This window comes from Streptomyces sp. KR55 (genome assembly GCF_052245645.1).
Taxonomy (GTDB): Bacteria; Actinomycetota; Actinomycetes; order Streptomycetales; family Streptomycetaceae; genus Streptomyces; species Streptomyces flavusporus.
On the sequence record NZ_JBQQCE010000162.1, the window covers coordinates 1 to 19,433 of the forward strand.

Genomic DNA, 19,433 nt, shown 5'->3' on the forward strand with positions numbered 1-19,433 from the left:
GGGGGAGAGTGACGACAACGCCGGTGGGGGCACCTCCCGCTCGAGCGAAGCCGAGCGTGGGGGAGGGCGTGCCAGACCCCGCGTCCGCGGCCTGATCCGCCGGACAGGCCCTAGGCGCAGACGGCTGGCCGGCCCCGCACTGTTGCTGATCCTGCTGACCGGCTGCGCCCTGACCGTCACCCCCGCCGAGCGCTCCGCCAAGGGGCCGTCGGACCGGGCGGGAGCCCCCGGTTCCCCCTCGGAAACCCCGGCCCACGTCCGCTGGGGCCTGACCACCCCCCTGTCCCCGGCCCCGCAACCGTCCCTGTCTCTCCCCTCCCGGCGCCCGGGCGGCCTCCCACCCGTCGTCGACCGCGTCCGGACCCGCGACAAGGTCGTCTTCCTGACCTACGACGACGGCGCCGAGAAGGACCCGCGGTTCGTCGACATGGTCCGCGAACTGCGCCTGCCGGTCAGCATGTTCCTCACGGACAGCGTCGTCGGACCGGGCTACGGCCACTTCGCCCGCCTGCGCTCGGTCGGTGCGAGCGTCCAGAACCACACCCTCGACCACGCCGCCCTGCGCGGACTGCCGTACGCCGGTCAACGCGCCGAGATCTGCGGCCAGCAGAACAAACTCCGGTCCCGCTTCGGCATCCGCCCCCGCCTCTTCCGCCCGCCCTACGGCACGTACGACACGACCACCCTGCGCGCCGCCGCCGACTGCGGCATCACCGCGGTGGTCCTCTGGCGCGCCACCATGAACGCCGACACCCTCACGTACACCGACGGAGCCCCCCGCCTCCACCCCGGCGACATCATCTCCGTCCCCGCAACGGAAACCCCCACCCCGACCCTACGGTCCCGCACGACCCACCTCCTGCGCCTGATCCAGCAGGCGGGCCTGACGGTGGGGCGGCTGGAGGACTACCTGTAGCTCGTGTGGCCGGCTCTTGTGGCGCAGCCCCCGGGTCACTCCAACGCAGGCACCGAACAACCGTCGGCCACAAAAACCCCGCGCCGCGCCGCACGGCAATTGGCACTCCGCTTGACCGAGTGCTAACCCCGGTCATAGTCTCGGCTCTGGCACTCGACAGAGGAGAGTGCCAACAAAGCGACGGGCAGGTCCGGCACCCGCGACGACGGATCGACCTGGTCGCCACCTCAGACAGTTAACCCCGTGAGATCTCCGAAGGGGGAGGTCGGATCGTGACGACCGCCAGCTCCAAGGTTGCCATCAAGCCGCTCGAGGACCGCATCGTGGTCCAGCCGCTGGACGCCGAGCAGACCACGGCCTCTGGCCTGGTCATTCCGGACACCGCCAAGGAGAAGCCCCAGGAGGGCGTCGTCCTGGCCGTGGGCCCGGGCCGCTTCGAGAACGGCGAGCGCCTTCCGCTCGACGTCAAGACCGGCGACATCGTGCTGTACAGCAAGTACGGCGGCACCGAGGTGAAGTACAACGGCGAGGAGTACCTCGTCCTCTCGGCTCGCGACGTGCTCGCGATCATCGAGAAGTAAGACCACCTCAAGTTTTTGAGCTGCGCCCCTGGCCCCCGCGACCACTGAGAAGCCGGGCGCCCGGGGCGCAGCGTCATTTCATCCAAGATTTCCGAGAGGGCTCACGCTGTCATGGCGAAGATCCTGAAGTTCGACGAGGACGCCCGTCGCGCCCTCGAGCGCGGCGTCAACAAGCTCGCCGACACGGTCAAGGTGACGATCGGCCCCAAGGGCCGCAACGTCGTCATCGACAAGAAGTTCGGCGCCCCCACCATCACCAACGACGGTGTCACCATCGCCCGTGAGGTCGAGGTCGAGGACCCGTACGAGAACCTCGGCGCCCAGCTGGTGAAGGAGGTGGCGACCAAGACCAACGACATCGCTGGTGACGGTACGACCACCGCCACCGTGCTGGCCCAGGCGCTGGTCCGCGAGGGCCTGAAGAACGTCGCCGCCGGTGCCTCCCCGGCCGCCCTGAAGAAGGGCATCGACGCCGCCGTCGCCGCGGTCTCCGAGGACCTGCTCGCCTCGGCCCGCCCGATCGACGAGAAGTCCGACATCGCCGCCGTCGCCGCGCTGTCCGCCCAGGACCAGCAGGTCGGCGAGCTGATCGCCGAGGCGATGGACAAGGTCGGCAAGGACGGTGTCATCACCGTCGAGGAGTCCAACACCTTCGGTCTGGAGCTGGACTTCACCGAGGGCATGGCCTTCGACAAGGGCTACCTGTCGCCGTACTTCGTGACGGACCAGGAGCGCATGGAGGCCGTCCTCGACGAGCCGTACATCCTCATCCACCAGGGCAAGATCTCCGCGATCGCGGACCTCCTGCCGCTGCTGGAGAAGATCATCCAGACCAACTCCTCCAAGCCGCTGCTGATCATCGCCGAGGACGTGGAGGGCGAGGCCCTGTCCACCCTCGTCGTCAACAAGATCCGCGGCACCTTCAACGCCACCGCGGTCAAGGCCCCCGGCTTCGGCGACCGCCGCAAGGCGATGCTGCAGGACATGGCGGTCCTCACCGGCGCCACGGTCATCTCCGAGGAGGTCGGCCTCAAGCTCGACCAGGTCGGCATCGACGTCCTCGGCACCGCCCGCCGTGTCACCGTCACCAAGGACGACACCACGATCGTCGACGGTGCCGGCAACAAGGCGGACGTCGAGGGCCGGATCGCGCAGATCAAGGCCGAGATCGAGGCCACGGACTCCGACTGGGACCGCGAGAAGCTCCAGGAGCGCCTCGCCAAGCTGGCCGGCGGCGTGTGCGTGATCAAGGTCGGCGCCGCCACCGAGGTGGAGCTGAAGGAGAAGAAGCACCGTCTGGAGGACGCCATCTCCGCGACCCGCGCCGCGGTCGAGGAGGGCATCGTCTCCGGTGGTGGCTCCGCGCTCGTCCACGCCGTGAAGGTGCTGCAGGACAACCTCGGCAAGGAGGGCGACGAGGCCACCGGTGTCGCCGTCGTCCGCAAGGCCGCCGTCGAGCCGCTGCGCTGGATCGCCGAGAACGCCGGCCTGGAGGGCTACGTCATCACCTCCAAGGTCGCCGAGCTCGAGAAGGGCCAGGGCTTCAACGCCGCCACCGGCGAGTACGGCGACCTGATCAAGGCCGGCGTCATCGACCCGGTCAAGGTCACCCGCTCCGCCCTGGAGAACGCCGCCTCCATCGCCTCCCTGCTGCTGACGACCGAGACCCTGGTCGTCGAGAAGAAGGAAGAGGAGCCGGAGGGCGCGGCTGCGGGCCACGGTCACGGCCACGCGCACTGACGTCGGCCGCCACCCGGCAACAAGGGCCCGGCGTCCCCTCGGTGAGGGGGCGCCGGGCCCCGCGCGTTGCCGTGCCGCCTAGGGCCTCTCCGGCGGATCATGCCGGAGACGCGGGGCTTGGCACGCCCTCCCCCACTCTCGGCTTCGCTCGAGCGGGGGGACCCCCATCGCGTCGACGCCCTCCTCCGCCTTGCAGCTGGACGCACCAAGCCCCGCTCACCTGCGCTGACGAGGTGCCGCCGCTTTCCTCCGACCTGATCCGCCGGACAGGCCCTACCGCTCCAACTCCTCGAACGCGCCCAGCTGCGCCATCAGCCCCATCCGGTCGTACTCCCACCAGCCCTCGGCGAGCTTTCCGTCCCCGCCGCACCGGAAGATGGTCGTCCCTGTCATGGAGACCTGCTTCCCGGTGGCCGGGATCCCCAGGAAGTCGCCCTTGTGGGTGCCCTTCCAGAACCACCGCGCGCACACCCGGTCGCCCTGCGCGATGAGATCCTCGATGCTGAACTCGAAGTCGAAGGCCGCCCGCCACATGTCCAACTCGCGCCGGACGTGGTCCATCCCGAGGGCGTCCTGCTCATCCGCGGGATTGTGATCGTGATAGTGCTCCGCCATCACGCCGTTCAGCGGCGGCAACTCGCCCTTCGTGGCGATCACCTCGAAGAACCGCCGCACGGTCGCCGCGTACAACTGCTCGTCGCGCACCACGTCCAGATCGGTGAACGTCGGCATCTCGTCGCACAGGGCGACCATCTCCCGGAAGATCCGATCGGTCTCCGGCAGAGTGGAATTCCGCATCGCCTCCTCGTACGACGGGAATTCCACGATCTCGATGACATGCGACGCGTCGGACCGGTCCTTCCCGATCACACTGTGCGTCGCCGTCCGCTTCCCCTTGGTCTGCTCGACCCAGGTGTCCATCAGCCGGTTCATCTCATCGAACCGACTGGTCTTGCAGTCGATGACCTGCACGAATGTCATGGAGCCACCTCCCGGCCCTCTGGTCCGGTTGAACAGCTCCATTGTCCTACGGACTCCCCCCACGGAGTCCTGCCACGGACTGCTACTGCGGCCCGTACTTCCGCCCCGTCCGCGAACTGATCCCCCCGAGCAAGCCCCGAGGCACCACCTTCACCACCCCCATCAGCGCCTTGTACCGCGGATCCGGAATCGACACCGACTTCCCCCGCGCCAGATCCGAAAGCGCCGCCGCCACGAGCTTGTCGGCGTCGAGCCACATCCAGCCCGGGATGTTGTCCGTCCCCATCCCGGCGCGCTCATGGAACTCCGTCCGCACGAACCCGGGGCACAGCGCCATCAACCGCACTCCGCTGCCCTCCAGATCGCGCGCCACGCCCTGGGTGAACTGCACGACCCACGCCTTCGACGCGCCGTACGTCCCGCGCGGCAGAAACGCCGCGACCGAGGCGACGTTGACGACACCGCCGCGCCCGCGCTCCCGCATCGCCTCCGCCGCCGCCGACGTCAGCCGCAGCACCGCCTCGCAGTGCACCTTGAGCATCTTCAGCTCGTCGGCCATGGAGACGTCGAGAAAGCGGCCCTTGTTGCCGAAGCCGGCGTTGTTGATCAGCAGGTCGACGGGGTTCTTGCGGTCGCCCAGCCGGGCGGCGACCGCCTCGATGCCGTCGTCCGTCGCCAGGTCCGCCGTCAGCACCTCCGCCTCGATGCCGTGCCGGTCGTGCAACTCGGTGGCCTGCTCGCCGAGCCGCTCGGTGTCCCGGGCCACCAGAACCAGGTTGTGCCCGTCAGCTGCCAGCCGCCGCGCGAACGCGGCGCCGATCCCCGCAGTCGATCCCGTAATCAGAGCCGTTGTCATGGGCCAAGAGTAGTGACCCGGAGGTGAAGATTCCGTGCGCGGCGGGCGGATGAGGACGGCTCAGGGCTCCCGCGGTGGACACCACCCGTGACGAGCCGTCAGGAAGCGTGCTGTTCCGCGTACTTGCGCGCCGCCGCCAGCGTCTCCGGATGCAGCGCCGCCCCCGCCGTGAGCAGCCGGGGCAGCAGCTCCCGCTCGGTGGTGACCGCCCGGAACTGCAGGGCGACTGTCACGTCGTGGTCAGGACGGTGGACAATCTCGACCCGATCCCCGGCACGGATCTCGCCCGGCTCGATCACCCGCAGGTACGCACCCGACGCCCCCTTCTCCGTGAACCGCTTCACCCACCGCTTCTCGCCCATGTGCCCCTGGAAGGTGAGGCAGGGGATCCGCCCGCTGGAGACCTCCAGCACCACCCCGGCACCGATGCGCCAGCGCTCGCCGATCAGCGCGCCGGACACGTCGAGGCCCTCAGTCGTGAGGTTCTCGCCGAACGACCCGTTGGCGAGCGGTCGCCCGAGCTCGCGCTCCCAGTCGTCCAGGTCCTCGCGCGCCACCGCGTACACGGCCTGGTCGTCGCCCCCGTGGTGCTCTCTCTTGCACACCGCATCCCCGGCCAGCCCGCTCCCGCCGATGCCCTTGGGGCCGGGCGCCGCCACCCGCACCGGCCCCTCCACAGGCTGCTTGTCGATGCCGGTCACGCCCTCCGGATTGTCCGTGTACGGCACGGCCTTCGGACGGCCCAGGTTGACTGAGAGAAGCTTCATGAGCGCACGGTAGGCGACCCGCCGTCAAAGAGTCGACCCAGTATTCGGCGTCGTATCAAAGCCTCGCTTATCCTCGAAGTGTGATCGAGGCCCGTCATCTGCGCGTCCTGCGCGCCGTCGCCACCACCGGCTCCTTCTCGGCGGCGGGGCGCGAACTGGGCTGCACCCAGCCCGCCGTCAGTCAGCAGATGAAGGCCCTGGAGGCATCCGTCGGCACGCCGCTGCTGGTCCGCAGCGGCCGCGAGATGCGCCTCACCCAGGCCGGCGAGGCGCTCGTACGGCACGCCTCGGGCATCCTCGCCGGGCTCACCGCGGCCGAGGAGGAGGTCGCCGCGATCGCCGGACTGCGCGCCGGGCGGGTCCGGCTCGTCTCCTTCCCCAGCGGCAGCTCCGCCCTCGTCCCCAGCGCCCTCGCCGCACTGCGCGCCGCGCACCCCGGCACCCGGGTCTCCCTGGAGGAGGCCGAGCCGCCGAAGTCCGTCGAGCTGCTGCGCGAGGGCGACTGCGACATCGCTCTCGCCTTCCGCTACGAGGGCGCGGCGGGCGCCGAGGAGTGGGACGACCTGGTGGTACGGCCGCTGCTGACCGACCGGCTGGTGGGGCTGGTGCCCGAACGGCACCGGCTCGCGCGCGCGGAGTCCGTCGCCATCGGCGAACTCGCCGAGGAACCGTGGATCGCGGGCTGCCCACGCTGTCGCGGTCAGCTGATCGAGGTGTGCGAGGGGGCGGGCTTCACCCCCCGGATCGACTTCGCCACCGACGACTATCCGGCGGTTGTCGGCCTGGTCGGCGCGGGTCTGGGGGTCGCCGTGCTGCCCCAGCTCGCGATCGAGTCGGTACGGCCGCGGGGGGCGCGTGCGGTGGCGCTGGAGCCGGCGGTACGGCGGGAGATCGTCGCCCTCACGCTGCCCGACCTGGCTCAGGTGCCGGCGGTGGTGGCGACGCTGGACGAGTTGACGCGCGCGGCGGCGCGCTGAGCCCCCCTGGGCATACGTCGGGTCAAAGGTGTGGGCACGTGGGCGTGGATCCTTCTGCAGAAACGTTCCTTCAAATGTTCAGGTACTTGTGGCGGTGCTTCCGTCGGCCGTCGACGCCGACACCAGCCGGTGTCGTGCCCGCCCCATGAGCTCTTCGCGCTCGTCCTCGGTCAACCCGCCCCACACGCCGTACGGCTCGCGTACCGCCAGCGCATGCGCCGCGCACTCCGCGCGGACCGGGCACCTCATGCAGACCTCTTTGGCCGAGTTCTCGCGAGCGCTCCGAGCCGCCCCGCGCTCGCCCTCCGGATGGAAGAAGAGCGAGCTGTCCACCCCGCGACAGGCAGCCAGGAGCTGCCAGTCCCACAGGTCCGCGTTCGGTCCGGGAAGGCGGGAGAAATCTGCCATTGTGTGACCCCTTGTAGCCGTTCTGGGCGAATACGGTGCCCATGACCGTACAACTACGATCTAAGGAGATGAAAATATGACTCATTGCGAATCTAGCCTTAGACACCAGTGAATGGGAAGAAATAGGGCTAAATGGGGCATGGTTGTGATGAAACGTTGAGGGTCCGCTGCGCGCGCCTGCCGCGTGTCCGCACCCTCACGTAGAGTGCCGAAGACGGCACACAGCCCCGTAACTCTTTCGAGTGACCGTCGTTGAGAGTGCGGAGGCGGTTGAAAACACAAGCGCTCGGGCAGGCGTCCGAGACGGTCGACCGCACAGGTGACGATTTCGTACCAGCCTGGAGGCTCAAGGTGACGCGCATCAGCTGCGGAGGGCGGCCATGACTTCCGTCCTCGTCTGCGACGACTCCCCGCTTGCCCGAGAGGCGCTCCGCCGCGCGGTCGCGACCGTGCCCGGTGTCGAGCGCGTGACGACGGCGGCCAACGGCGAGGAAGTCCTCCGCCGCTGGGGTGCCGACCGCTCGGACCTCATTCTCATGGATGTACGCATGCCCGGACTGGGCGGCGTCGAGACGGTGCGGCGGCTGCTGTCCGCCGACCCCGGTGCGCGCATCATCATGCTCACCGTCGCCGAGGACCTGGACGGCGTGGCCCTCGCGGTCGCCGCCGGCGCCCGCGGCTACCTGCACAAGGACGCCTCGCGCGCCGAGCTGCGCGCCACCGTCACGCAGGCCCTCGCCGACCCCACCTGGCGGCTCGCCCCGCGCCGGCTGCGCTCCGCCGAGATGGGCGCCGCGCCCACGCTCACCGCGCGCGAGATCCAGGTGCTCGAAGGCATGAGCCACGGCCGCTCCAACGCCGAGATCGGCCGCGAGCTGTTCCTCTCCGAGGACACCGTCAAGACCCACGCCCGCCGCCTCTTCAAGAAGCTCGGCGCCTCGGACCGGGCGCATGCGGTGGCGCTTGGGTTCCGGTGGGGTCTGGTGCGGTAGCGCTCCGCTGGTCAGGCGGTTACAGGGCTGCGGGTCGTCATCGTGGGCTGCGGGGCTCTGCGAGGTGCGGGTCCGTTGTGGCTGGTCGCGCCCACGGTGGGGGTCCCCCGCTCGAGCGAAGCCGAGAGTGGGGGAGGAGCCGCATGTTGATACAGCCCCGCCCCCCTGGCGCCCCCTTGTGGGGCGCGGTGGCGAAGCGTCGGTGCGGCAGCGCGGTCGGTGCCCGCTGCTCGTTTCGGCGCGGATGCCGCATCCTTGAGGTGTGGAGTTCCTCGGGGACGAGTCGGTCGAGCGGAAGGGGAGGGCGCAGGGGATGAGTTCCGGCGCACCTGCTCATAACGCTTCGGTGCACAACAATGGAGGCAGTGCCGCGGAGTATCCGGCCGCAGGGCACCATGGACCGATGCGTGACGACGAGGCGGCCACTGCCCAAGGGGCGATCGGTGCGCTCGTCCACCGCGCGGTCGACGGGGACGAGCAGGCCACGCACGATCTGCTCGCCCATGTCCACCCACTGGCCCTGCGCTACTGCCGCACCCGGTTGTCGCGCCTCCCGGGTGATGCGCGCCACTTCGTCGAGGACCTGGCCCAGGAGGTCTGTGTGGCCGTCCTCCTCGCCCTGCCGCGCTACCGGGACACCGGGCGGCCCTTCGAGGCCTTCGTCTTCGCCATCGCCGCCCACAAGGTCGCCGACCTGCAGCGGGCCGCGATGCGGCACCCCGGCTCGACGGCGGTCCCGTCCGACGAGATGCCGGAGCGTCCGGACGACTCGCTGGGCCCGGAGGAGCGGGCGCTGCTCAGCAGCGACGCCGAGTGGGCCAAGAAACTGCTGGCCAACCTCCCGGAGAACCAGCGTGAACTGCTGCTGCTCCGCATCGCCGTGGGCCTCACGGCGGAGGAGACTGGACAGATGTTGGGAATGTCACCCGGAGCGGTCCGGGTGGCCCAGCACAGGGCGCTGAGCAGGCTGAGGGCCCTGGCCGAGCAGTGAAGCCGGCCACGGATGAACAGGCTTCTGCTCGGTTCCGTACGAACATACGAAGCTCGCGGTGGCCCAGAACCGTGGAATGAGAGAGCCATGCTTCCCGTTAGCATGGACATCCGCACCGATCAAGGCCATTTGGGGAAGGTGTCATGACTGCCAACGTCGACGGAGTGCCCGGGAAATTCGCGACACTCGGGCTGACCTACGACGACGTGCTGCTGCTGCCGGGCCCGTCGGACATGGCACCCGACGAGATCGACACCGCCTCGTACGTCTCCAAGAACGTGCGGGTCAACATCCCGCTCCTGTCCGCCGCCATGGACAAGGTCACCGAGTCGCGCATGGCGATCGCGATGGCCCGCCAGGGCGGCGTCGGTGTGCTGCACCGCAACCTGTCCATCGAGGACCAGGCCAACCAGGTCGACCTGGTCAAGCGCTCCGAGTCCGGGATGGTCACCGACCCGATCACCATCAACCCGGACGCCACGCTCGCCGAGGCCGACGCGATCTGCGGCAGGTTCCGGATCAGCGGCGTCCCGGTCACCGACCCCGCCGGCAAGCTGCTCGGCATCGTCACCAACCGCGACATGGCCTTCGAGACCGACCGTTCCCGCCGGGTACGCGAGGTCATGACGCCGATGCCGCTGGTCACCGGCAAGGTCGGCATCTCCGGCACGGACGCCATGGACCTGCTGCGCCGGCACAAGATCGAGAAGCTGCCGCTGGTCGACGACGCAGGCGTCCTCAAGGGCCTGATCACGGTCAAGGACTTCGTCAAGGCCGAGAAGTACCCGAACGCCGCCAAGGACGCCGAGGGCCGCCTCCTCGTCGGCGCGGCGGTCGGTGTCGCGGGCGACGCCTTCGAGCGCGCCCAGGCCCTGATCGAGGCGGGCGTCGACTTCATCGTCGTCGACACCGCGCACGGCCACTCCCGGCTGGTCGGCGACATGGTCGCCAAGATCAAGTCGAACTCCTCCGGCGTCGACGTGATCGGCGGCAACATCGCCACCCGTGACGGCGCGCAGGCCCTCATCGATGCCGGTGTCGACGGCATCAAGGTCGGCGTCGGCCCCGGCTCCATCTGTACGACCCGTGTCGTGGCCGGCATCGGCGTCCCGCAGGTCACCGCCATCTACGAGGCGTCCCTCGCCGCCAAGGAGGCCGGCATCCCCGTCATCGGCGACGGTGGTCTGCAGTACTCCGGCGACATCGCCAAGGCCCTGGTCGCAGGCGCCGACACGGTGATGCTGGGCTCGCTGCTCGCGGGCTGCGAGGAGTCGCCGGGCGAGCTGATGTTCATCAACGGCAAGCAGTTCAAGTCGTACCGCGGCATGGGGTCGCTCGGCGCGATGCAGACCCGCGGCGACCGCAAGTCGTTCTCCAAGGACCGCTACTTCCAGGAGGGCGTCGCCTCCGACGAGCAGCTGGTCCCCGAGGGCATCGAGGGCCAGGTGCCCTACCGCGGCCCGCTGTCCTCCGTCGTCCACCAGCTGGTGGGCGGTCTGCGCCAGTCGATGTTCTACGTCGGCGGCAGGGACGTGCGCGCCCTGCAGGAGCGGGGCCGGTTCGTCCGGATCACCTCGGCGGGCCTGAAGGAGAGCCACCCGCACGACATCCAGATGACCGTCGAGGCGCCGAACTACAGCCGTAAGTGAGGCGCACGCGCGCGTGAAGCACGTCCGAGGGCGGCACCGGGTGCTCCGGGGCCGCCCTTGTCGTACCTGTCGGGGATACTGGAAGGCGCTGCAACGCATCAGGGAAAGGCCTCACAAGTGACTGAGATCGAGATCGGGCGCGGCAAGCGCGGCCGCCGGGCGTACGCCTTCGACGACATCGCCGTCGTCCCCAGCCGCCGTACGCGGGACCCGAAGGAGGTCTCGATCGCCTGGCAGATCGACGCCTACCGCTTCGAGCTGCCCTTCCTGGCAGCCCCCATGGACTCGGTCGTCTCGCCGGCCGCGGCGATCCGCATCGGCGAGCTCGGCGGCCTCGGCGTGCTGAACCTCGAAGGCCTGTGGACGCGGTACGAGGACCCGCAGCCGCTGCTCGACGAGATCGTCGGCCTGCCGGTCGAGGCCGCGACGCGTCGCCTGCAGGAGATCTACGCCGCTCCCATCAAGGAGGAGCTGATCGGGCAGCGCATCAAGGAGGTGCGCGACTCCGGCGTGGTCACCGCCGCCGCGCTCTCCCCGCAGCGCACGGCCCAGTTCTCCAAGGCCGTGGTGGACGCGGGCGTGGACATCTTCGTCATCCGCGGTACGACGGTCTCCGCGGAGCACGTCTCGTCCTCGCACGAGCCGCTGAACCTGAAGCAGTTCATCTACGAGCTCGACGTCCCGGTGATCGTCGGCGGCTGCGCCACCTACACCGCGGCCCTGCACCTCATGCGCACCGGCGCGGCCGGCGTCCTGGTCGGCTTCGGCGGCGGCGCCGCGCACACCACGCGCAACGTCCTGGGCATCCAGGTGCCGATGGCCACCGCGGTGGCCGACGTGGCGGCGGCCCGCCGGGACTACATGGACGAGTCCGGCGGGCGGTACGTGCATGTGATCGCGGACGGTGGCGTCGGCTGGTCCGGCGACCTGCCCAAGGCGATCGCCTGCGGCGCCGACGCGGTGATGATGGGCTCCCCCCTCGCGCGCGCGACGGACGGGCCGGGCAAGGGCCACCACTGGGGCATGGAGGCCGTCAACGAGGAGCTGCCGCGCGGCAAGAAGGTCGACCTCGGCACGGTCGGCACGATCGAGGAGATCCTCACGGGCCCGTCCCACACGCCCGACGGCTCGATGAACTTCTTCGGCGCGCTCCGGCGGGCCATGGCCACGACCGGGTACAGCGAGCTGAAGGAGTTCCAGCGGGTCGAGGTGACGGTGGCCGATTCGCAGCATCGGCGGTAGGGCCTACGGCTGGGAAGGGCCGGTCACCCCGGGTGGGGTGACCGGCCCTTCTGCGTGCCCAAGGGTTCCTGCCACCCCACACCCCCTTCACAACCGATGCGCCGCCCCCGTGGGCGTGGCCCCCCGCGTGTCCAGCAGCAGCTGGGCCTTCACCGACAGGCCCTGGAGGTCGTACGTGCGGTGGTTCTGGAGCAGGATCGTGAGGTCGGCGTCCGCGGCGGCCTCGTAGAGGGAGTCCGCGCGGGGGACCGGGCGGTCGAGGACGCTCCAGGACGGGATGTGGGGGTCGTGGTAGCTGACGGCGGCGCCGAGCTCCATCAGGCGGATCGCGATCTCCTGCGCCGGGGTGCCCTGCTGGTCGGCGAGGTCGGGCTTGTAGGTGATGCCGAGCAGCAGTACGCGCGCGCCGCGGGCCGATTTGCCGTGCTCGTTGAGGAGGGTGGCGGCGCGCTGGACGACGTAGCGGGGCATCCGGCTGTTGACCTGCTGGGCCAGCTCCACCATGCGCAGCCCGCGGCCCGAGCGGCCGGTCAGGTCCTGTGGGACGGCGTGGCCGCCGACGCCGGGGCCGGGGCGGAAGGCCTGGAAGCCGAACGGCTTGGTCTCCGCGCAGCGGATGACGTCCCACAGGTCGACGCCCAGGTCGTGGCAGAGGACGGCCATCTCGTTGACCAGGGCGATGTTGACGTGCCGGTAGTTGGTCTCCAGGAGCTGCACGGTCTCGGCTTCGCGGAGTCCACGCGCGCGTACCACCTTGTCGGTGAGCCGGCTGTAGAAGGTGGCGGCCGACTCCGTGCAGGCCGGGGTGAGGCCGCCGATGACCTTCGGGGTGCCGGCCGGGGTGAAGTCGCGGTTGCCGGGGTCGACCCGACTGGGTGAGTAGGCGAGGTGGAAGTCGCGGCCCGCGCGCAGGCCCGAGCCCTTCTCGAGGAGCGGGCGCAGGAATTCCTCCGTCGTCCCCGGGGATACGGGCGACTCCAGGATGACCGTGGTGTGCGGGCGCAGCCGTGCGGCCAGGATGCGGGCGGCCGCCTCCACCTGGCTCAGGTCGAGCCCGCCGTCCGCGCTCCTGGGCGCCGGTGCGCAGATGACCGCGGTGCGCACCCGGCCGAGCTCGGCCGGTCCCGCGGCGTGCCGGAAGCCCCCCGAGAGCATCCGGCGCAGTTCGGCGGGGCTGAGCGAGCCGGCCTCCGGGCCGGTCTTGTAACCGACGGTGGGGATGCCGGCGGCGACGGCGGCCTGGGCCAGCGGCAGGCCGAGCGGGCCGAGTCCGATGACGGCGAGATCTGCGGGCATGGCGTGGGCCGTCCTTCCCAGTAACCGAAGCGGGACAGGTGCGCAAGCCCTGTGGACAGTTCAGGACGCAGCGCAATGTCACACTAGGAGTAAATATGACCGATTTGTGGGATTGATCGGGCGCGTTTCCGCGAGTGTTGTCCACAGGCTGGGGGCGCGTGGTGGCTGAAGTCGGGCAACCCGGTCAGAATCTGGGCATGGGGATACGGGACGGGCGATCAGCGGGAGGCAGTGGTGAGGACAGGGACACTGGGGCCGGCGCAGCGCGCCGAGTCACTTGCGGCAATGGCCGAGCGGGAACTGGACGTGCTGGTCGTGGGCGGTGGCGTGGTCGGCGCGGGCACCGCGCTGGACGCCGTGACACGCGGGCTGTCCACGGGCCTGGTCGAGGCGCGTGACTGGGCGTCGGGCACGTCGAGCAGGTCCAGCAAACTGATCCACGGCGGACTGCGGTATCTGGAGATGCTCGACTTCGCGCTCGTCCGGGAGGCGTTGAAGGAGCGCGGGCTGCTGCTGGAGCGGCTCGCCCCGCATCTGGTGAAGCCGGTGCCGTTTCTGTATCCCCTTCAGTACAAGGGCTGGGAGCGGCTGTACGCCGGGTCGGGCGTCCTGCTCTACGACGCGATGTCCATGGCCCGCAAACACGGCCGGGGCCTGCCCGTGCACCGGCATCTGAGCCGCGGTCACGCCCTGCGCGTGGCGCCCGCGCTGAAGAGGGAGGCGCTGGTCGGGGCGTTGCAGTACTACGACGCCCAGATGGACGACGCCCGCTTTGTCGCCACGCTCGTCCGCACGGCGGCGTCGTACGGGGCGAAGGCGGCCAACCGCGCGCGGGTGACCGGGTTCCTGCGCGAGGGGGAGCGGGTCGTCGGGGCCCGGGTGCAGGACGTGGAGGCGGGCGGGGAGTACGAGATCCACGCCAAGCAGATCGTCAACGCGACCGGCGTGTGGACCGACGACACGCAGGCGATGGTGGGGGAGCGGGGGCAGTTCCACGTCCGGGCGTCCAAGGGCATCCACCTGGTCGTGCCCAAGGACCGGATCCACTCCACCACCGGGCTGATCCTGCGTACCGAGAAGTCCGTGCTGTTCGTCATCCCCTGGGGCCGGCACTGGATCATCGGCACCACCGACACCGACTGGGACCTCGACAAGGCGCACCCGGCCGCGTCCAGCGCCGACATCGACTACCTGCTGGAGCATGTGAACTCGGTGCTGGCGGTGCCGCTCACGCGCGACGACGTCGAGGGCGTGTACGCGGGGCTCCGGCCGCTGCTCGCCGGCGAGTCGGACGCCACCAGCAAGCTGTCCCGCGAGCACACCGTCGCGCACCCCGTGCCGGGGCTGGTCGTGGTGGCGGGCGGCAAGTACACGACGTACCGGGTGATGGCCAAGGACGCAGTGGACGAGGCCGTGCACGGGCTCGACCTGCGGGTCGCCGAGTGCGTCACCGAGGACGTCCCGCTGCTCGGCGCCGAGGGGTACCGGGCGCTGTGGAACGCGCGGGCCCGGATCGCCGCGCGCACCGGACTCCATGTGGTGCGCGTCGAGCACCTGCTGAACCGGTACGGGGCGCTGGCCGAGGAGGTGCTCGAGCTCATCACCGCCGATCCCTCCCTGGGCGAGCCCCTGCACGCGGCGGACGACTATCTGCGCGCCGAGGTCGTGTACGCCGCCTCGCACGAGGGCGCACGGCACCTGGACGACGTACTGACCCGGCGCACCCGTATCTCCATCGAGACCTTCGACCGGGGTACCCGCAGCGCCCGTGAGGCCGCCGAGTTGATGGCGCCGGTGCTCGGCTGGGACAAGGACCACATCGAGCGGGAGATCGAGCACTACAACAAGCGGGTGGAGGCGGAGCGGGAGTCGCAGCGCCAGCCGGACGACCTGACGGCGGACGCGGCGAGGCTGGGGGCGCCGGACATCGTGCCGCTCTAGTCGCTTCTCGCCGGGATCGCTCAGAGGGGGGCGGGATGCCGACGGTCAGGGAGAGAAGGGCGGTGGGCGTACGACCGGACAGCCGTGTGCAGGGGCAGCGGCGGCGCGGGGGCCACCCTGGGCGTCGGGCACTTGTCGGGTGAGGGACAATGGAGGCTCTGTCAGGGCGGGTTGCATGAGGGGACGCATGTCGGAGGCGGAGCGGGCGGGGACATCCCGTCAGGACACTCGTCAGGACAAGAGCGAGCGTCTTCTCGCGGGGCGGTACCGGCTGGGTGAAGTACTGGGCCGCGGCGGCATGGGCACGGTGTGGCGCGCCGAGGACGAGACGCTCGGCCGGACGGTCGCCGTCAAGGAGCTGCGGTTCCCGTCGAACATCGACGAGGAGGAGAAGCGTCGGCTGATCACGCGCACGCTGCGCGAGGCCAAGGCCATTGCGCGGATCCGCAACAACAGCGCGGTGACGGTCTTCGACGTGGTCGAGGAGGACGACCGGCCGTGGATCGTGATGGAACTCGTCGAGGGCAAGTCCCTTGCCGAGGCCATCCGCGAGGACGGCCTACTCGAACCGAAGCGTGCCGCCGAGGTCGGCCTCGCCATCCTCGACGTACTGCGCTCGGCGCACCGCGAGGGCATCCTGCACCGCGACGTGAAGCCGTCGAACGTACTGATCGCCGACGACGGCCGGGTCGTCCTCACCGACTTCGGCATCGCCCAGGTCGAGGGCGACCCGTCCATCACCTCCACCGGCATGCTCGTCGGCGCCCCCTCCTACATCTCGCCCGAGCGCGCCCGCGGACACAAGCCCGGCCCGGCCGCCGACCTGTGGTCGCTCGGCGGTCTGCTGTACGCGGCGGTCGAAGGCGTGCCGCCGTACGACAAGGGCTCCGCGATCGCGACCCTCACCGCGGTGATGACCGAGCCGCTGGAGGAGCCGAAGAACGCCGGACCCCTCAAGGACGTCATCCACGGACTGCTCACCAAGGACCCCGCTGAGCGGCTCGACGACGCGGGTGCCCGAGCGATGCTCAACGCGGTCATCCACGCGCCAGAGCCCAGGACGGCCGAACCGGCCGACGCGACGAAGGTCGTCCCGCTGCCCCCGCAGCCGCCCGAGACGCAGGGCAGTCCGGCGGGAGCCAGGAGCAAGGAGGGGGCCGACCGGCTGCGCGGGGCGTTGCGTTCGGCGCGCAAGGCCGCGGTCGCCGCGGGTGCGGCCGGTGTGGCCCGTGCGAAGACCCCGAGTTCCGCATCAGCGGAGGCCGGCGCCCCGAGCGCAACCGCCTCCCCGCCGGCGTCGTCCGACGCCGGTGAGCAGGCGACGAAGGGAACACAGGGCAAGCAGGCAGCGAACGCCGGTTCCGGTGGCCGGAGTTCGGGGTGGCCCGTGATGACGCCGCCCGACCTGCCGCCGCGGCCCGCGCCCAGAGCGCCGCTCACCGATGTGGTGCCCCGGCGGACGCTGGTCATCATCGCGGTGGCCGTGCTGGTCGTCGTGCTCGGCATCGTGCTGGCCGTCTCGCTCGGCGGGGACGACAAGGGGTCCGACGGATCCGGCAGCGGTGGCAACAAGGCCGTCGCCGGGGCGAGCCGAAGCGCCGACACCAAGACGGACGACGACGGCGGGGTCCGTACGGACCCGGAGGCGACGCAGTCGGCGACGGCGGGCGCCACACCGGACAACACGCCGAGCGCAAGCGGTGGTGCGGGCGCCGAAGGCGACGAGGGCTCAGAGGGCGACTCCGACACCTCCGGCGGCACGTCGGCGGTGTCGACGTACCAGGGTGGCCAGGGCTACTCCATCGGATTGCCCAAGGGATGGAAGTACCAGTCGTCGGACGGGGCCGGCGACCGCTTCACCGGGCCGAACGGGCAGAAGCTGCTCGTCGCCTGGACCTCCACACCGCAGGACGACCCCGTCGCGGACTGGAAGAACCAGGAGCGCTACATGACGCGCTCGCAGTACGACCGGATCCGCATCGAGAAGGTGGACTACCGCGACTGGAACACGGCTGACTGGGAGTTCACCTATGTCGACGGGGGGACGAAGTACCGGACGATCGACCGCGGGTTCGTGGTGAACGACCATCAGGGCTACGCACTGATGTACACGGCGAAGGCCGCGGCATGGGACGGCGAACTGCGCCGGACCACATGGCGGACGCTGACGAAGACCTTTGAACCGAAGAAGTGATCGGGGCGGCATGCGGGTTGGGGATGTGAGATCTCCCGTCCGCTCTGTGCGGGTTGCCTCCGGCACGTATCGTGAGTGCTTGCGAACCGTACGCATCCGGAACGGGACGCCAGACGAACGGAATTGACCAGCCGGGCGGCCGGGGGAGGCAATGTGGACGACTATGCGGGCCGGGTGCTCGCCGACCGCTACCGCCTGCCGCTGCCGCCGTCCGATGAGTACGAACTCACCGAGACCCGGGCCTTCGACACCTACAGCGGGCAGGAAGTCCTGGTCAGGCAGGTTCCGTTGCCGGAGGTCGTCGAGGCGGAGGTGCTCGACGCGGAGGGGCTGCCGGAGGGTTTCACGGCACGGGATCGCGGGGCGCGGCGAGGGCCGGCGGCGCGTACGGGGGCTCGGCGGCCGACCGATCCGGCGGTTCGGCGGGCGGTGCAGGCCGCGCAGGCGGCGGCCCGGATCCCCGACCATCCGCGGCTCGACCAGGTCTTCGACGTGTTCGCCGAGGGCGGTTCGCTGTGGATCGTCAGCGAGTTGGTGGCGGCCCGGCCGCTGGCGGCTCTGCTGGCGGAGCAGCCGTTGACGCCGTACCGGGCGGCCGAGGTCGCGTCCGATGTGCTGATGGCGCTTCGGGTGCTGCATGCGCATGGCTGGGTCCACCGGAACATCACCGCCCGCACGATCCTCGTCTGCGACGACGGCCGCGTCATGCTGACCGGCCTGGCGGTCGGGGCGGCGGAGGAGGCGCTGTGCGGGTACGACCCCGTGCCGGCGTGGATGTACGACGGGGGGGACTGCGACGGGGGAGTGCCTGGGGGCGGTGCGTCCGGGGACTCCCGCGGGGCCACTGGGGCCAGTGGCGGAGGCGGTGTCGAGGGTTCCGGTGGCTTCGGTGGCGGGGACCCCGAGGCCGCCCGGCGTGCCGCCATCGAGGCGCGAGCGGCCGGAGGGCTGCCGGTGCCGGGTGCGGACGGGGCCCACGGGGCCGGGGGCTCGGCCGCGTTGGCCCGCAGGGCGCAGGATACCGGCGGGGACATCCGGGCCGCGCGAGCCGGGGCGATCGCCGCTTATCGCGCGGGGGCGCGAGCGGCAGCCCAGGTCCAGGAGACGCAGCAGAGCGGGCGGGCGGCGTTGCCCGGGGCGCGTTCGGCGTCCGAGGGTGGCGCGGTGGAATCGCCGTATGCCGCGGGTCCGGCCGGGCAGCAGGGCGGGCGGGCGGCGTTGCCCGGGGCGCGACCGGCGGCCGAGGACGGCGTGGCGCAGTCGCCGTACCCCTCCGGTCCAGCCGTGCAGCAGAACCGGCCGGCGCTGCCCGGGGCGCGACCGGCGTCCGAGGGCGGTGTGGTGGAGTCGCCGTATGTCTCCGGACCCGGACCGCAGCGCACGCCGGACGGCACGCCGCCCGGCCAGATCGCCGACCCTTACGGCGTACGCGCCACGCCCTGGCACGGCGCCGCACCCCGCGGTGCGGCCGGGGCCAACGGGCACACGCAGGTCGGGCCGGTCCCAGGTCAGGAAACCCAGCCGGCTCGTACCGCTCTCCCGCCCGGAGGGCCCGCCGCCGATGCCCCGCCGCCGCCCAGCCGCTGGGACGACCTCGTTGCCGGGACGCCCGCTCCGCGGCGGGGACCGGCCACCGCGCTGGCCGCCGAGCGGGCGCGGCAGGCGCGGATGGCCGTGGTCGGGCCGGTGACGGAGCGATGGGCGCCGGAGCAGGCGGGGCCGGTGCACGAGAACTGGCAGTTGGCGCCGCCCATCGGACCCGCGACCGACCTGTGGGCGCTGGGGGCGCTGCTCTTCAGGGCCGTACAGGGGCATGCGCCGTACCCGGAGGAGTCGACGGCCGAGCTGGTGCAGATGGTGTGTGCTGAGCCCCCGGCGTTCGCGGAGGAGTGCGGACCGCTG

16 protein-coding genes are annotated in these 19,433 nt (G+C 70.9%); 11 read left to right on the top strand and 5 right to left on the bottom strand.

Annotated features, from left to right (window positions below):
- The first annotated feature begins 91 nt into the window (after window positions 1-91).
- The 3 genes from ACTWQJ_RS23590 to groL all read left to right on the top strand — a co-directional run bounded on the left by ACTWQJ_RS23590 (window position 92) and on the right by groL (window position 3,237).
- Window positions 92-916 carry a polysaccharide deacetylase family protein gene (locus tag ACTWQJ_RS23590; protein ID WP_443308600.1) on the top strand — a complete coding sequence of 275 codons (825 nt, stop codon included), beginning with the start codon at window positions 92-94 and terminating at the stop codon, window positions 914-916.
- Window positions 917-1,188: 272 nt separating this feature from the next.
- On the top strand, window positions 1,189-1,497 hold the full coding sequence (groES, locus tag ACTWQJ_RS23595) for a co-chaperone GroES (RefSeq protein WP_055493212.1): 309 nt from the start codon (window positions 1,189-1,191) through the stop codon (window positions 1,495-1,497).
- Between the two features lie 111 nt (window positions 1,498-1,608).
- On the top strand, window positions 1,609-3,237 hold the full coding sequence (groL, locus tag ACTWQJ_RS23600) for a chaperonin GroEL (protein WP_443308589.1): 1,629 nt from the start codon (window positions 1,609-1,611) through the stop codon (window positions 3,235-3,237).
- Between the two features lie 273 nt (window positions 3,238-3,510).
- Here groL and ACTWQJ_RS23605 read toward each other — a convergent pair whose 3' ends face one another.
- The 3 genes from ACTWQJ_RS23605 to ACTWQJ_RS23615 all read right to left on the bottom strand — a co-directional run bounded on the left by ACTWQJ_RS23605 (window position 3,511) and on the right by ACTWQJ_RS23615 (window position 5,841).
- Window positions 3,511-4,218: an ester cyclase gene (locus ACTWQJ_RS23605; protein WP_443308590.1), complete on the bottom strand. Its 708-nt coding sequence runs from the start codon at window positions 4,216-4,218 to the stop codon at window positions 3,511-3,513.
- A gap of 82 nt (window positions 4,219-4,300) precedes the next feature.
- Window positions 4,301-5,074 carry an SDR family NAD(P)-dependent oxidoreductase gene (locus tag ACTWQJ_RS23610; protein WP_443308591.1) on the bottom strand — a complete coding sequence of 258 codons (774 nt, stop codon included), beginning with the start codon at window positions 5,072-5,074 and terminating at the stop codon, window positions 4,301-4,303.
- A gap of 98 nt (window positions 5,075-5,172) precedes the next feature.
- Window positions 5,173-5,841, bottom strand: a complete 669-nt coding sequence (locus ACTWQJ_RS23615) for an MOSC domain-containing protein (RefSeq protein ID WP_443308592.1) — start codon at window positions 5,839-5,841, stop codon at window positions 5,173-5,175.
- A gap of 80 nt (window positions 5,842-5,921) precedes the next feature.
- Between ACTWQJ_RS23615 and ACTWQJ_RS23620 the strand changes: the two genes are divergently transcribed.
- The gene (locus ACTWQJ_RS23620; protein ID WP_443308593.1) at window positions 5,922-6,818 is read left to right on the top strand and encodes a LysR family transcriptional regulator; all 897 of its coding nucleotides are present in this window, start codon (window positions 5,922-5,924) and stop codon (window positions 6,816-6,818) included.
- A gap of 78 nt (window positions 6,819-6,896) precedes the next feature.
- On the opposite strand, the gene ACTWQJ_RS23625 is transcribed toward ACTWQJ_RS23620, so the two are convergent.
- Entirely contained in the window at window positions 6,897-7,226 is a 330-nt protein-coding gene (locus ACTWQJ_RS23625) for a WhiB family transcriptional regulator (protein WP_443308594.1), read from the bottom strand.
- Between the two features lie 380 nt (window positions 7,227-7,606).
- On the opposite strand from ACTWQJ_RS23625, the gene ACTWQJ_RS23630 reads away from it, so the two are divergent.
- From ACTWQJ_RS23630 to ACTWQJ_RS23645, 4 genes are all read left to right on the top strand, one after another.
- Window positions 7,607-8,218, top strand: coding sequence for a response regulator transcription factor (locus ACTWQJ_RS23630; RefSeq protein ID WP_003948568.1), 612 nt, complete (start codon window positions 7,607-7,609; stop codon window positions 8,216-8,218).
- A 403-nt stretch (window positions 8,219-8,621) separates the two neighbouring features.
- Window positions 8,622-9,209, top strand: coding sequence for a sigma-70 family RNA polymerase sigma factor (locus tag ACTWQJ_RS23635; protein WP_196460273.1), 588 nt, complete (start codon window positions 8,622-8,624; stop codon window positions 9,207-9,209).
- 143 nt (window positions 9,210-9,352) lie between these two features.
- Window positions 9,353-10,858: an IMP dehydrogenase gene (gene guaB / locus ACTWQJ_RS23640; protein ID WP_443308595.1), complete on the top strand. Its 1,506-nt coding sequence runs from the start codon at window positions 9,353-9,355 to the stop codon at window positions 10,856-10,858.
- 117 nt (window positions 10,859-10,975) lie between these two features.
- Window positions 10,976-12,100: a GuaB3 family IMP dehydrogenase-related protein gene (locus ACTWQJ_RS23645; protein ID WP_129799228.1), complete on the top strand. Its 1,125-nt coding sequence runs from the start codon at window positions 10,976-10,978 to the stop codon at window positions 12,098-12,100.
- An 87-nt stretch (window positions 12,101-12,187) separates the two neighbouring features.
- Here the strand turns inward: ACTWQJ_RS23645 and ACTWQJ_RS23650 are convergent, their stop codons facing one another.
- On the bottom strand, window positions 12,188-13,396 hold the full coding sequence (locus ACTWQJ_RS23650) for a nucleotide sugar dehydrogenase (protein WP_443308596.1): 1,209 nt from the start codon (window positions 13,394-13,396) through the stop codon (window positions 12,188-12,190).
- A gap of 234 nt (window positions 13,397-13,630) precedes the next feature.
- Between ACTWQJ_RS23650 and ACTWQJ_RS23655 the strand changes: the two genes are divergently transcribed.
- The 3 genes from ACTWQJ_RS23655 to ACTWQJ_RS23665 form a co-directional block, all read left to right on the top strand.
- Window positions 13,631-15,337 (top strand): glycerol-3-phosphate dehydrogenase/oxidase, encoded by a 1,707-nt coding sequence (locus ACTWQJ_RS23655; protein WP_443308597.1) that lies wholly within the window; start codon window positions 13,631-13,633, stop codon window positions 15,335-15,337.
- 187 nt (window positions 15,338-15,524) lie between these two features.
- Entirely contained in the window at window positions 15,525-17,531 is a 2,007-nt protein-coding gene (locus ACTWQJ_RS23660) for a serine/threonine-protein kinase (protein WP_443308598.1), read from the top strand.
- Window positions 17,532-17,684: 153 nt separating this feature from the next.
- Window positions 17,685-19,433 (top strand): protein kinase (locus tag ACTWQJ_RS23665; RefSeq protein ID WP_443308599.1); only part of this gene is annotated, 1,749 nt, incomplete at its 3' end.